Origin of the sequence: Lacticaseibacillus huelsenbergensis (genome assembly GCF_029726355.1) — a bacterium.
Lineage (GTDB): Bacteria > Bacillota > Bacilli > Lactobacillales > Lactobacillaceae > Lacticaseibacillus > Lacticaseibacillus casei.
The window spans coordinates 3,019,317-3,032,513 of record NZ_CP120687.1 but is presented as its reverse complement, the minus strand read 5'-3'; the positions used below and the strand labels follow the sequence as shown (position 1 = coordinate 3,032,513).

12 protein-coding genes are annotated in these 13,197 nt (G+C 47.3%); 7 read left to right on the top strand and 5 right to left on the bottom strand.

Features of this window, described 5'->3' with window-relative positions; genetic code table 11:
* Positions 1-25: 25 nt before the first annotated feature.
* Positions 26-1,393 (bottom strand): 23S rRNA (uracil(1939)-C(5))-methyltransferase RlmD, encoded by a 1,368-nt coding sequence (rlmD, locus tag LHUE1_RS14050; protein ID WP_049171761.1) that lies wholly within the window; start codon positions 1,391-1,393, stop codon positions 26-28.
* A gap of 76 nt (positions 1,394-1,469) precedes the next feature.
* Between rlmD and LHUE1_RS14045 the strand changes: the two genes are divergently transcribed.
* Entirely contained in the window at positions 1,470-1,850 is a 381-nt protein-coding gene (locus LHUE1_RS14045; RefSeq protein ID WP_049171759.1) for a hypothetical protein, read from the top strand.
* A gap of 11 nt (positions 1,851-1,861) precedes the next feature.
* Here LHUE1_RS14045 and LHUE1_RS14040 read toward each other — a convergent pair whose 3' ends face one another.
* On the bottom strand, positions 1,862-3,382 hold the full coding sequence (locus LHUE1_RS14040) for a helix-turn-helix domain-containing protein (protein WP_277848096.1): 1,521 nt from the start codon (positions 3,380-3,382) through the stop codon (positions 1,862-1,864).
* A gap of 72 nt (positions 3,383-3,454) precedes the next feature.
* Between LHUE1_RS14040 and recX the strand changes: the two genes are divergently transcribed.
* The 3 genes from recX (at position 3,455) to LHUE1_RS14025 (ending at position 5,406) form a co-directional block, all read left to right on the top strand.
* Positions 3,455-4,252 carry a recombination regulator RecX gene (recX, locus tag LHUE1_RS14035; protein WP_277848097.1) on the top strand — a complete coding sequence of 266 codons (798 nt, stop codon included), beginning with the start codon at positions 3,455-3,457 and terminating at the stop codon, positions 4,250-4,252.
* Positions 4,253-4,325: 73 nt separating this feature from the next.
* The gene (gene ntdP, locus LHUE1_RS14030; RefSeq protein WP_010487673.1) at positions 4,326-4,862 is read left to right on the top strand and encodes a nucleoside tri-diphosphate phosphatase; all 537 of its coding nucleotides are present in this window, start codon (positions 4,326-4,328) and stop codon (positions 4,860-4,862) included.
* A gap of 25 nt (positions 4,863-4,887) precedes the next feature.
* Positions 4,888-5,406, top strand: a complete 519-nt coding sequence (locus tag LHUE1_RS14025; RefSeq protein ID WP_049171752.1) for a hypothetical protein — start codon at positions 4,888-4,890, stop codon at positions 5,404-5,406.
* A 112-nt stretch (positions 5,407-5,518) separates the two neighbouring features.
* Here the strand turns inward: LHUE1_RS14025 and LHUE1_RS14020 are convergent, their stop codons facing one another.
* The gene (locus tag LHUE1_RS14020; RefSeq protein WP_049171750.1) at positions 5,519-5,953 is read right to left on the bottom strand and encodes a GNAT family N-acetyltransferase; all 435 of its coding nucleotides are present in this window, start codon (positions 5,951-5,953) and stop codon (positions 5,519-5,521) included.
* A 76-nt stretch (positions 5,954-6,029) separates the two neighbouring features.
* Here LHUE1_RS14020 and LHUE1_RS14015 point away from each other — a divergent pair, with 76 nt between their 5' ends.
* From LHUE1_RS14015 to LHUE1_RS14005, 3 genes are all read left to right on the top strand, one after another.
* Complete coding sequence (locus tag LHUE1_RS14015; RefSeq protein ID WP_047107583.1) at positions 6,030-7,208, top strand: AI-2E family transporter; 1,179 nt, start codon at positions 6,030-6,032, stop codon at positions 7,206-7,208.
* Between the two features lie 73 nt (positions 7,209-7,281).
* The gene (locus LHUE1_RS14010) at positions 7,282-8,640 is read left to right on the top strand and encodes a hemolysin family protein (protein ID WP_277848098.1); all 1,359 of its coding nucleotides are present in this window, start codon (positions 7,282-7,284) and stop codon (positions 8,638-8,640) included.
* Positions 8,641-8,706: 66 nt separating this feature from the next.
* Positions 8,707-10,281 (top strand): peptide chain release factor 3, encoded by a 1,575-nt coding sequence (locus LHUE1_RS14005; RefSeq protein WP_049171745.1) that lies wholly within the window; start codon positions 8,707-8,709, stop codon positions 10,279-10,281.
* Between the two features lie 128 nt (positions 10,282-10,409).
* Here the strand turns inward: LHUE1_RS14005 and LHUE1_RS14000 are convergent, their stop codons facing one another.
* Together LHUE1_RS14000 and LHUE1_RS13995 are read right to left on the bottom strand one after the other, a co-directional pair.
* Positions 10,410-10,703, bottom strand: a complete 294-nt coding sequence (locus tag LHUE1_RS14000; protein ID WP_025012683.1) for a DUF1827 family protein — start codon at positions 10,701-10,703, stop codon at positions 10,410-10,412.
* A 161-nt stretch (positions 10,704-10,864) separates the two neighbouring features.
* Positions 10,865-13,093 carry an ATP-dependent Clp protease ATP-binding subunit gene (locus LHUE1_RS13995; protein ID WP_213291528.1) on the bottom strand — a complete coding sequence of 743 codons (2,229 nt, stop codon included), beginning with the start codon at positions 13,091-13,093 and terminating at the stop codon, positions 10,865-10,867.
* Positions 13,094-13,197: the final 104 nt, after the last annotated feature.

Genomic DNA, 13,197 nt, shown 5'->3' with positions numbered 1-13,197 from the left:
GAAGATGCTGCTTCATTTAATGCGATCAGCGCCGCGTAAACTTAACAACTGCCTCACAGCGCGCCGTTTGTGGGAACATATCGATGCTCTGAATCCAATCGACCTTGTAATGTTTGGCTAAGGGAACGAGATCCCGCGCCAATGTTGAGGGGTTGCAGGAAATATAAACAAACTTCTTAGGGTTAAGGTTCAGCAAGGCATCGATAAAAGGACGTTCAAGGCCGGCACGCGGTGGGTCGACAATCACGGCGTCAGGGTGAATTCCTTCTTCCAGCCACTTAGGAAACAGGGTCTCGGCTTTGCCAACAAAATAGTGGGCCTTGGTAAAGCCATTATGAGCCGCGTTGGCCTTCGCGTCGGCAATCGCTTCAGGCACCGTATCCATGCCGTAGATTGTCTGGTATCGGTCAGCGAGGCTGATACCGACAGTGCCGATCCCACAATACGCATCAACCAGTGTATCGCTTGGTGCCAATTCAAGGGCATCTTTTGCGACAGTATAAAGCCGTTCTGTTTGCGCCGGGTTAAGTTGTAAAAAGGCTTGCGGTGAAACCTGAAAAGTGCGGCCTAACAATGACTCATGAATATAAGGTTGGCCAGCCAAAAGTCGGCTTTCCTTGCCCCAAATAATTGAAGTGTTGCCTGGATTAATATTTTGGGCAATGCTGACGACCATAGGCAAACGCGTTGCAATGGCCGTGACCAATTTTGTCTGCTGCGGCAGTTTAGCGCTGTTGGTAATGAACGTGACTTGCACTTCACCGGTTGCAAAAGACTCCCGAACGACCAACGTTTTGACAATGCCGGCGTTCTTTTTTTCCTCATAGATTGGAATCTGGAGCTCTTCAAGCAGCTGACACAAAGCAGTCACGACTTTCATGGTCAACGGCGCCTGTGTCAAAAAATGGGTTAAGGGGATGAGATGATGTGACCCGGGCGCATATAAACCGGCGCGAACATGACCGTCAATAACCCGAACCGGGAACTGAGCCTTGTTGCGATAATGCGTCGGGTGTGCCATGCCGATGGTGGGTTTTAAGTCGTAATGTTGCCAGCCGGCTGGTTTAAACTTGGCTAAGGCTTGTGCAACGACATCCCGTTTGAAGCGCAATTGTGCCGGATAAGCAAGGTGGTTTAATTCAACGCCGCCAATTTGTCCATAGAGCGGTTCCGCGGGTTTCACCCGATCTGGTGAGGCTGAACGAATTTTGTGCACCTTGGCTTCAAGATAGCGGTCATGAATCGCCGTTACTTCAGCAACGACAACCTCGCCGGGGAGCGCACCGGTGACAAAGGTGATTTTGCGTTGATAGTACCCGATACCTGCGCCGTTGATATCCAAACGCTTGATAGTCAATGGAAAACGTTGTCCGATTTTAACCGTTATTGCCATAAATACTCCTTTACGCTGACAAATGGTGACGATCCCTGAAAAATTCTAGTATAATGTACTTTCAGGAGGATTGACTGTGAAAATTACTTATTCGAATACCATGAGCAAAAAAATGACGGCGACCGTTTGGCAAAACGACACGCCACATGTCATGCACGTTGGCGAAACGTTAGATCTCAAAGTCCAACGCGGCGACAAAATAACCTATAAAGTTGGCCGATTGAACAAGGTACATGCGATTGATTACCAAAGTCCTGAGGCTAAATTTGAAATTCAGATCAATCGCAGCCTGCAAAATGCCTACTTTGTCGTGATGTTTCTAATGGTGGTCTTTTTGTGGTTTAACCGCAATAGTAACCTGAACAACACGATGTTGGTTACCGCGGTCGTTCTGGGACTGGCCGGCTATGAGGCGTTGGTTTATTTTGTCGGCTATACCGCCAAGCCTTTTCACTAAAATAAAAAGGTTCACAACTCCGCTGATGAGCCGTGTTGACGCTGTAATTGTTTGAGTCGGCGATAAAGATTGAAATAATCTAAATCAGTCGGTTCCGGCATCCAGGTAATCAGCGGGGTTGCGGGATCAAACGGGTGGCCCAGACGCGGGATCACCCGTTTTGGCTTGGTGAGGCTGGTGATGATCAGATCCGGTTTGACTGCTGCATCAGGTGGCACAACCCGGATAAAGCCCAGATCATCCAAAAAGTTGAGCAAGTCCCGTTTGGCAAACGAGTCATGCTCGATGAGAACATTGACAACCATCTGCATGTCCCGGTTAAGTTCAGGATAATTGTCCTTCACCAACAGATAAAGGCCGCTGACGAATGGCTCGGGGAAGTCGGCAAAAATAGATTCCGGCATCGATTTAGGAATCTTTTTGAGGTACCTTTGAATTTCCGCAGCTAACTGACTGCTATCGGCTTCTTCGTAAGGTGATTGGGCAAAATCGATGCGCTGGCTAAATCGCCCATCGAGTACATATTCATTAAAACTGAGACGATACAGATTGGCAATCATGACTTGGCTTTCGGCAATCAGCTGGCGATCGGTTTCTTTCAGCTGATCGTTTAAGTGGCTGAGCAATCCAAAAACGAATCGATTCACCAGGTTATCGGTTTCGTCGAAATGGTCGATGATTTGCCGATCGAGTGTTTGCGGTTGCCGAGTCACGGTCATAAAATACATGCGCATAAAATAATAAAATTGCTTTTCCGCCTTCAGCTCAGATGCCGACAGATTAGGAAACCGAGATTGGGTGAAAATCAAATCCGGTAAATCGTCGTGTTCGGAAAAAAGCAACTGCATGCGGCGATTCGGCAATAGGGTATGGCCGGCTTTGATCCGCATTAGCTGAATGGCAAGGACGACCAATGCTTCTTTGGACATCGGTTGCACCGGTACCAACAAAAAGGTTGGCGCAACCTGATTAATCTCCGTCAAAAGCGTCTTTGCCTGCTGTTCCTGATCAGCTGAAAACGGCCAGCCCGCACCACGATAAGCAAGCATAAAAAAGGTAAACATGGCCAAGCGTATATGTAGCTCATCACCTTCAATTGCCCAGGTTGTGCTGTTGAGACTGACACCGTTGTCCGCCAAATAATCCCGAAATGGGGTAATTCGGCGTCTCAGAGTTGAAACGCTTGTCTGATGATTTTCTTTAAACTGGTGAAAATCAGGATGCGGATTTTTGAACACGTCATCGAAGAATTCAAACGGCAGGCTGTCTTTAAGCAAGGCAAAGCGGTATTGGTTGAGCGTGACCCGTTTTAAAAATTGGGTAAAATTTGCCTCGTCAACGGCTTCGTCAGGAATGATTTTATTAAGCTGAACCAAAACGGTCTGAAACGCCGTGTAGGTTTGCGAGTATGATAAACCTGTTGAGCGGCTAAGTGCATTGATCGATATGGTTGTTTGTGGCAAGGTCTTCATTGCCCGAAATAGTTGATAATTAATCAAACTATGACGGTCAAAAAAACTAGCTTCAAACATAACAGACCTCCATCTTATTTATGAAAAGTATAACATAAGTGATGGCATGATTAGAAAGGTGGTCAAAAGCGCATGGGGCAAATTACAAAGATAACAGCGCAAAAACGGCGGGGACGCTATAATATTTTTCTGGACGGTGAGTATGCCTTTCCGGTCAGTGAGACAACGTTGGTGAATTATCAGCTCGCCAAAGGGATGACACTCACGCCAGCGGAGGAGGCCCAGATCAAGGACAGCGAAGTCGTTGCCATGGGGTTGGAGATCGGTCTGAATTACATTAACCATCAAAGTCGTACCCATCACGAAGTCAAGGAACGGTTGGCGAAAGAAGAATTTCCAGAAGACGTCATCAGCCAAATCTTACAGCGTTTAACCGAGCTGGGATTTTTAAACGATGCCGAGTATGTTCAGCGTTATTTAGAAGCCAACAGCAAAATGGGCGAAGCGGGGCCGCGCATGGTGCGTCACAAGCTTGAACAGAAAGGCATTGCGGCCGACTTGTTAACCGAGCAACTAGCCGCCATCCCTTCAACAACCTGGACTGAAGCAGCGGTGCGTGCGGGTCAAAAAAATCTGCGCCACCATCAAAACCGGGCATTTAAGGATCAATTACAGCGACTGCGGGTTGCCCTGATTCAAAAAGGCTTTGATGAAGCAACGATTGCTGCTGCGATTGAAATTCTCGATCCGCAACCGGATGCAGAAAGTGAGCTGGCACTTTTAAAAGCCGAGGCAGCGAAACAGTGGCGGTTAAAACAACACTACGAAGCGCGAATTCGTAAGCAAAAGGTCAAGTCGGCCTTATTTCGCAAGGGGTTCGATTTGGATGCCATCGATGATGTTTTGGCGGATTTGGCAGAAGAGGACTAGAGCTCTAGTTTTTTAGCGGTATCCGATAAGCTTTGTTATAATGGAAATCGGAATTTTAGAAAGCGGGTTTTGTATGCTGATCCCTAAAGAAGGCGACTCGTTCGCCATTCAGAGTTATAAACATGATGGCAGTTTGCATCGCACCTGGCGTGACACGATGGTGCTTAAAACGAGTGAAGACGCCTTGATCGGCTGCAATGATCATACCTTGGTCACCGAGTCTGACGGGCGTCGCTGGTTGACGCGGGAGCCGGCAATTATTTTCTTTCACAAGCATTACTGGTTCAATGTGATTGCGATGATTCGTGAAGGCGGCGTTTCGTATTATTGCAACTTGGCGACCCCTTTTACCATGGATCAGGAAGCACTGAAATATATTGATTACGATTTAGATGTCAAAGTGTTTGCGGACGGGGAAAAGCGCCTGCTGGATGTTGATGAATATGAAGCCCACCGCAAAATGTGGCAGTACCCCGCCACGACGGATCGTATTTTGAAAGCCAACGTTAAAGTGCTGGTCGATTGGATCAACCACGGTAAGGGGCCTTTTTCCCAAGCCTATGTAGATTTGTGGTATCGCCGGTACTTACAATTGGCCCATCGAATCTGAAGACGGTATGAATGTTGGAGGCAATATGAAACAAATTCCGCAACAACCTGCACAATTATTTGCAGGTCATGCTTATACAACCGAAAGTAGCGATCAACTCGGCACGTTTCGCCCTGCGTGGACGGATTTCGAACAGCGACTGGGATTTAAATCGCTTGATCAGTTGGCCAAAACGCCTAACCGAACGGCGATGGTGATCTTTTCGCCGTATGATACCTTTCTGTACTGGATTGGCAGCTTATTGCCGGCGGGGACAGATGTACCAAAAGCTTACGACTGTTTCCAACTGCCAGCGGCGACGGCCGGGCAAGTGAAGCAACCGGCCAGTCAAGTTTTGGCAAAAGAATTACCGTTGGCTACCAGCTTTAATAAAGGCTTACAGATCATCGAAAAGGCAGGGTATCCACTGCCCGAACGCCTAGGTCAGACGGATCACCCGTATTATCTAGAAAGTTATCTGCTTGATGGGGCGGCGGTCAAAACGGTGGCTTATCGCCTTTATATTGATCCGGATCAGTTGACCGGGGTTGACGAATATGAATAAAAAAGCAAGCCCGGCATGGCCTGCTTGCAGTGATGGGCTTCTAATAAAATCAAATTAGAAGCGTATTTTTTTCAAATTTGAATGGTTTAATCGGACTAACCTGAAACACCGCTTAATCTAGTTTCAGCATCATTTCACGATGGTGAATGCCGGCATCCAGGAATTCCGGTCGATTCGTTAATTCAAATCCTAAAGTTTTATAAAAACCAACTGCCTGAATCTGGGCGCCGAGTTTTAGAAACGCCACATGATGCTGGCGGGCATATTTGATGATGGCGGTTAGCACCATTTTGCCAAGGCCATGCTTGCGGTAGACCTTTTCCACGGCAACGCGTTGAACGTGATAGCCGTTTGCTTCCGGTAAAATTCGAGCAGTAGCCACAGGCAAGCCAGCGTCATAAAGGACAAAGTAGGTGGCTTTTCCTTCATCACTGTCGACTTCCAGATCTGCCGGGACGTGCTGTTCCTTGACGAAAACATGTGTCCGGATCTGAACGCTATCTTGATGAATCGGTGAATCTAAAGCAGTTGTTGTCTTTATTTCCAAGGTACGAACCTTCTTTCCGTTTTGATAAATTGTTTGCTATTATAACACTAGCGAGAAGAGGTTGGGGAGGCCGATTATGTTTGATAAGTTACGCCATTCAAAATTAATGTTCTGGTCAGTCGAGTTATTGGTCCTGATTTTCGTGGTGATAGGCTTGACCCAAGTCTCGTTCTTATTTGCGCCGGTTGCAACGTTCTTTTCAACGCTGCTGATCCCGATTCTGTCGGCTGGATTTTTGTTCTATTTGTTTAATCCGATTGTGAAGCTGTTGCAACGGCTGCATATCAGTCGCAATATTTCGATTCTTTTGATTTTCCTGGTGGTTATTGGCGCCATCGTCTTAATTGTCATGGCGGTCCTGCCGAATCTGATTTACCAGGTCACCCAATTCATTACCAATATTCCGGATTTCTTAAAGGGGTTGCGTTCCTTTATCAGTAAGGCTTCGCACTACACTTGGTATCAGCGGCTTAACATTGGCAAATATGTGGCAAGCTTACAAATATCGCCAAGCAAATTGCTGAGTCAGGTGCTAGGCAGCTTCTCAAGTGGATTGCCGGGTATGATCGGTTCTTTGGCAAGTATTGTGGTCAGCATTATTACGATTCCGGTGATGCTCTTTTACTTCCTTAAAGACGGCGAAAACTTCGTGCCAAGTATTCAGCGACTCTTACCGCGGCGGTATCATGCGGAGGTGGCAACAGTGTTCACACGCTTGAATGCCACACTATCGCATTATATCGGTGGTCAGGCAATTGAATGTTTATTCGTTGGCACCTTTACGTTTATTGGCTATCTGATCATTGGCATGCCATACGCGTATCTGCTGGGTTTCATTGCCGGTGTGGTCACCATCATTCCTTATTTGGGACCGTATATTGGCATTGCCCCAGCGCTGGTCATTGCGGCAACCCAGGGATGGACCAAAGTTTTGCTGGTTGTCTTGGTCGTCGTCATTATTCAGATGACTGACGGGAACTTCATCTATCCTAATGTCATCGGTCGGTCTCTAGACATTCATCCGTTGACCATCATTATTTTGCTGATGGTGGCGGGCAATTTATGGGGGCTACTGGGCACTATTTTGGCTGTACCGACTTATGCCGTGATCAAAACCGTCATTACTTACTTATACGAACTATATCGGTTCCATCAAGAACATAAGGATGACGAAGATTTTGATGATGAGCGCGAACTACCCGAGCCGACCCCACAGGACGGCGCGCAGCACGATTCTGAATTGAAAAAGAAATAAGGACTTGCTATACTGAAGTGATCGAACTACGGGGATGAGTCCCCGTTTTTTTTACGAAAGGTTGTGTTTTTGAATGGGCAGTGACCCAGACGGTCAGATATGGGGACAGTTAATCCTCATTATCTTTTTGACTTTAATTAATGCAGGATTTGCTGCCGCAGAAATTGCGGTCGTTTCAAGCTCACGTACCCGAATGCAAGCACAGGCAGATAAGGGTGATCGAAAGGCAGCTAAGTTGGTTGCCATTATGAAGGACTCCAGCCGGTTTTTGGCGACGATTCAAGTCGGCATTACCTTTGCCGGCTTCTTTGCATCGGCTTCGGCTGCAACTACACTGGCGGATCGAATTGCCCCGATTTTTGGTCAGTGGTCCTTTGCCCATGAAGCAGCGGTTATTTTAGTCACGTTGATTTTGTCGTATTTTTCGCTTGTCTTCGGTGAACTTTATCCCAAGCAGGTGGCGCTTCAAAGAACAGAACGCGTGGCCAAAATGAGCGTGACGCCGATCAGCTGGCTAGCGACGTTAATGCGTCCATTTGTCTGGCTTTTATCGGCGTCGACTCAACTACTGATGAAGCTGACCCCCATGGAATTTAACCACCAAGGCGAATCTGTTACGCGTGAAGAAATGGTCGCCATGATCGAAAATGGCCGGAATGCTGGCGCCATTGATCCTGATGAATATCAAATGTTTGAAGGGATTATCTCGTTGTCAGACACAATGGCCCGCGAAGTGATGGTCCCACGAACAGATGCCTTCATGATTGATGCCGAAGAACCTGATCAAAAAGCAATCGACGCAATTTTAAATAATATTTACTCACGAATCCCGGTTTACGAAGAGGATAAGGACCATGTCATCGGGATTGTCCATATCAAGAACTTACTCAAAGAGGCACGGCGAGTCGGTTTTGAACATGTTAAAATCGAATCGGTGATGACGGAGCCGGTGTTTGTGCCGGAAACCATTACCGTGGATGCATTGCTCAAGGAAATGCAAACTCGCCAACAACAAATCGCCATTCTTTTGGATGAGTATGGCGGTGTTGTTGGCATTGTCACGATTGAAGATTTACTTGAAGAAATCGTCGGCGATATTGATGATGAATCGGATCAGGCGGAGCAGCTTTATACGAAACAAACGGAGCATGACTATGTCGTTTCCGGGCGGATGCCGATTTCGGAGTTCAATGATTTATTCAAAACCAGTCTGGATGTGCCAGATGTTGATACCATCGCCGGCTATGTGTTGACGCAGCTTGGTGCGATCCCTTCGACGCATCATAGCGAAAAGCTTGAGCTGGCACCGGGCGTCATGTTGTCGACCGGCAAAGTGGAAGGGTCACGGCTTGTCAACGTTCACATTCATTTAACTGATGTGCCGACGTTAGAGACATCGACAGAAGTATCGTCCAAGGAGACGGATAGCTAGCACGGCTCAAAATGACTTGGAGCAGGTGCTGGCAGTAACTTTGAACATTTTGGAAGGAACCAGATAATGAAACCACAGGAATTAGCACAAGAAGTCGTAAAACGGCGGACGTTTGCGATTATTTCTCACCCGGATGCCGGAAAGACTACGATTACCGAGCAGCTATTGCTGTTTGGCGGTGTCATCCGTGAAGCCGGGACGGTTAAAGGCCGAAAGTCGGGGCATTTTGCCAAATCGGATTGGATGGAAATCGAAAAGAAACGTGGTATTTCGGTTACGAGTTCGGTGATGCAATTCAATTATCAAGGCAAACGTATTAATATTTTGGATACACCTGGGCACGAGGACTTTTCCGAAGATACGTATCGGACGCTGATGGCTGTCGATGCTGCCGTGATGGTGATTGATTCGGCGAAAGGGATCGAAGCCCAGACGAAGAAGCTGTTTAAAGTTGTTAAGCAGCGCGGCATTCCTATTTTTACCTTCATGAACAAATTGGATCGTGACGGCCGCGAGCCGTTGGATTTGATTGCTGAATTGGAAGATTTACTGGGCATTGAAGGTTATGCGATGAACTGGCCGATTGGGATGGGCAAAGGCTTGAAAGGGCTGTACGATCGGGTGAATAACCGGATCGAACTGTACCGACGAGAAGGTGACGATCGGTTTTTGCCGCTTAATGACAAAGGCGAGCTTGATCCCAGTGAACCATTGACTCAGGATTCCATTTACACGCAAACGATGGATGACATCGAGCTGTTAAACGATGCGGGTAATCAATTTAGCCTCAAGAAAATCATGTCTGGTGATCAGACACCGGTTTTCTTCGGATCAGCCCTGACTAATTTCGGCGTTGAAACCTTTTTAAATAGTTTCGTGAAATATGCGCCTGAGCCGGGCCCCAAAAAGACTGAGCAAGGCGATGAAGTAATGCCGACCAATCCCGAGTTTTCGGCTTTCGTCTTCAAGATTCAGGCGAATATGAACCCGGCTCATCGCGATCGAATTGCTTTTGTGCGAATTGTTTCCGGCGAATTTGAGCGCGGCATGGATGTTGTTTTGCATCGGACGGGTAAAACCATGCGGCTTAATAATTCCACCGAATTTATGGCAGACAGCCGCGAAACCGTTTCGACTGCGGTTGCAGGGGATATCGTCGGCTTATATGACACCGGTAATTTTCAGATTGGCGATACCATTTATCAAGGGAAAACGCCGATCCAATTTGAAAAGTTGCCACAGTTTACCCCGGAAATCTTCGTGCGCGTCACCCCTAAAAATGTCATGAAACAAAAGTCGTTTCATAAGGGCATGCAGCAGCTGGTCCAAGAAGGGGCGGTCCAACTTTATAAGACTTACCATACAAATGACTACATTCTCGGTGCGGTCGGTCAATTGCAGTTTGAAGTTTTCCAGTTCCGGATGTTGCATGAATACCACTCCGAGGTTGTGATGACCCCGATCGGCTCGCGTATTGCCCGCTGGATTGATCCGGATCAAATGGACGAAAAGATGAGCAGTTCGCGGAACTTGCTCGTGCAAGACATTCACGGTGATCCGTTGTTCTTGTTTGAAAACCAATACGCCGAGCGGTGGTTTGCGGACAAGTATCCGGATGTGAAATTGACGGCTAAGCTTTAATCTTGGCAACAAAAAAACGGCTGTTGGCCGTTTTTTTGTTGCCGGATTTTGAGGTGCCTTTTCGCTTATACACGAGAACCATGACGATGCATCGTTTGATCGCCTAACGAATGAACAAAAACTCTCTTTTATTCAGCCTGACGTTCTAGCTTAGGCACCGTTACCTCGGCTAAATGGTGGCCCATGATTGGCGAAACCTCGTCAATGGACTTTTTGAGCAGCCGGTCAAGCGTGAAGGCAATTTCCTCACGTTGAATGTTGCGGCGTTCGTTGGTGAACAGTATCTCGATGTGTGAAGGCGCTTCTGTATAAACAACGGTGGTTTGACCGAGTGAAAAGACTTTGACAAGTCGGGCATCAGTGCCGCTTAGTTGCTGGCTTACCAAATTTCTAAAGCTGTTGGTGACATTAATTAGTCGCATGGTCAGGCCCTCCATTTCTCTTCCTACTGGTTTTATTATAAAACAATTTAAGGAAAAATAATATTATGTACAATCGAAAGCCCGCGAACATTTTGTCCACGGGCTTTCTGTCTTTGCATCAATCATCCTGATCGTTATGATCGGGTGATGTTTGCGGGTTGTTACTTTTTACTGGTTTTTGAAGGCGTTTCGGCTTTCGCAGGTTCGCCAACCGTAATTTCACCATTGCTGATGCGTGCTTCAAGTTCCTTGGCATCCGGATGATCCAGATAGAAGTCAGCTACCCGATCTTCAATCTGTTCCTGGATTACCCGGCGTAATGGCCGCGCACCCATGGATGGATTGTAACCCAGACTGACCAGCTTCTCTTTGACCGGATCGGTGACATGAATCGTCAGACCCTGACTCTTGAGATTATTGTTGGTGTCAGTAATCATCAAGGAAACGATCTTCAACAAGTCATCTTTAGAAAGTGGCTTGAATTCAACAATATCATCGAACCGGTTGAGGAATTCCGGCTTGAAGTAATTGCCAAGCTGATCCAGAACGCTGTGCGTCTTGCCACTCAAGGTTGCACCAAAACCAACATTAGCTTCGGCATCGGTTGATCCGGCGTTTGACGTCATGATGATGATGGTATCCTTGAAGGAAACGGTACGACCTTGAGAATCTGTCAATCGGCCATCATCCAGAATCTGCAGGAACATGTTCATGACATCGGGATGGGCTTTTTCAATTTCATCTAACAAAATCAGACTATAAGGATTCCGCCGAACTTTTTCAGTTAACTGGCCGGCTTCCTCGTAGCCAACATAGCCTGGCGGTGACCCGATCAGTTTGGAGACGCTGAATTTCTCCATGTACTCCGACATGTCAAACCGAATCATGGCATCTTCCGAACCGAACAGTTCTTTGGCAAGCTGCTTGGCCAGCTCGGTTTTACCAACACCGGTAGGCCCAACGAAGAGGAAGGAACCGATTGGCCGGCCGGTCTTATTGAAGCCAATACGGTTACGGCGAATGGCCCGCGCAACCTTGTCAACCGCCTCGTTTTGACCGATGACGTGTTTTTCAAGATCGCTGGCAAGGTTCTTCAACTGTGCCTGTTCTTGTGCTTTCAGTTCACCGACAGGAATGTTGGTCTTTTCTTCGACAATCTTTTCCATGTCCTTTTCGGTGACGGTTGGCACTTCATTTTCAGGTAGATTTGATTGTTTCTTGGCCATGTCTTCTAATTTCGTGACTTGATCGCGATAGAAGGCGGCTTTTTCGTAATCTTCCTGTTTCAGTGCTGCCTGCTTTTGTTTCTCGGCATCCGCAATCTTGGCTTTGATTGTTTCAGGATCAACGGTTGCAATCGTCAGATTCTTGCGAGAACCGGCTTCATCCAACAGGTCAATGGCCTTGTCAGGCAAAAAGCGATCCTGAATGTAGCGGTTACTGAGTGTAGCTGCGGCTTCAATCGCGGCTTCCGTGTACTTAACGTGATGGAAGTCTTGATAACGCGGCTGCAAGCCTTTCAGAATTTTAATGGTTTCGTCAACGCTTGGTTCTTCAACCATGACGGGCTGGAGTCGCCGAGCAAGCGCGGAATCTTTTTCAATTTGCCGATACTCGTCGCTGGTGGTTGCACCAACCAGTTGCAATTCGCCACGAGCGAGGGCAGGTTTCAAAACGTTGCCTGCATCCATGCCGCCTTCAGCGTTGCCGGCACCGACAATTTCGTGAATTTCATCAATAAATAGGATAATGTTTTTATTTTGTTTGAGTTCATCGATCAATTGTTGCATCCGCTGCTCGAATTGACCACGAATACCCGTTCCTTGAACAAGGGAAACGACATCGAGACGAATGACGTGACGATCCTGTAGCTTTGCCGGTACGTCGCCATTGGCAATCTTCAAAGCCAAGCCTTCGACGACAGCGGTTTTACCGACACCGGCTTCACCGATCAGAACCGGATTATTCTTCGTCCGGCGATTCAGGATTTCGATCACCCGCGAGATTTCTTTGTCGCGGCCGATGACCGGATCAATTTGGCCTTTGCGTGCCTGTTCGGTCAGATCAACACCGAATTGACCCAGTAATCCCTTACCACCATTGCCATTGCGGCCGTTGTTACCATTGCCGCCGCGTCCTGCCTGAGTAGGCGGGATCTGCGCGTTAGGCTGTTGCGGCCGAGCCATTCCCTGATTCATCGCACGGAAGATATCATCTAAGCTCCCGAACCCAAACGGATCAGTAGCATTTGTTGGATTCATATTTCCTCCTGCTTGTTTCTTGAGTAATTGATAACAGTTTTGGCAGAGATTGATCTCCTGCCGCGTTCCGTTAACAACGGTTGAAAGATGAATAGTGGCTGGATTCTTATGACAGTTTTCACATAACATTTTGTCACAACCTTCCTGTCTAATTAGGTGCCACATATAGTCGAAAAAGGTTTGACCTTTCTTGACCTATGGCAATAGTATACACCCTTATGTTGAGAATGCAA

Bases quoted from the DNA above. Each gene is read 5' to 3' on its own strand.
- recX (WP_277848097.1), top strand. From the start codon at position 3,455: ATGGGGCAAATTACAAAGATAACAGCGCAAAAACGGCGGGGACGCTAT.
- LHUE1_RS14000 (WP_025012683.1), bottom strand. From the start codon at position 10,703: ATGCGACTAATTAATGTCACCAACAGCTTTAGAAATTTGGTAAGCCAG.
- LHUE1_RS13995 (WP_213291528.1), bottom strand. From the start codon at position 13,093: ATGTTATGTGAAAACTGTCATAAGAATCCAGCCACTATTCATCTTTCA.
- LHUE1_RS14005 (WP_049171745.1), top strand. From the start codon at position 8,707: ATGAAACCACAGGAATTAGCACAAGAAGTCGTAAAACGGCGGACGTTT.
- LHUE1_RS14010 (WP_277848098.1), top strand. From the start codon at position 7,282: ATGGGCAGTGACCCAGACGGTCAGATATGGGGACAGTTAATCCTCATT.
- ntdP (WP_010487673.1), top strand. From the start codon at position 4,326: ATGCTGATCCCTAAAGAAGGCGACTCGTTCGCCATTCAGAGTTATAAA.
- LHUE1_RS14015 (WP_047107583.1), top strand. From the start codon at position 6,030: ATGTTTGATAAGTTACGCCATTCAAAATTAATGTTCTGGTCAGTCGAG.
- LHUE1_RS14025 (WP_049171752.1), top strand. From the start codon at position 4,888: ATGAAACAAATTCCGCAACAACCTGCACAATTATTTGCAGGTCATGCT.
- rlmD (WP_049171761.1), bottom strand. From the start codon at position 1,393: ATGGCAATAACGGTTAAAATCGGACAACGTTTTCCATTGACTATCAAG.
- LHUE1_RS14040 (WP_277848096.1), bottom strand. From the start codon at position 3,382: ATGTTTGAAGCTAGTTTTTTTGACCGTCATAGTTTGATTAATTATCAA.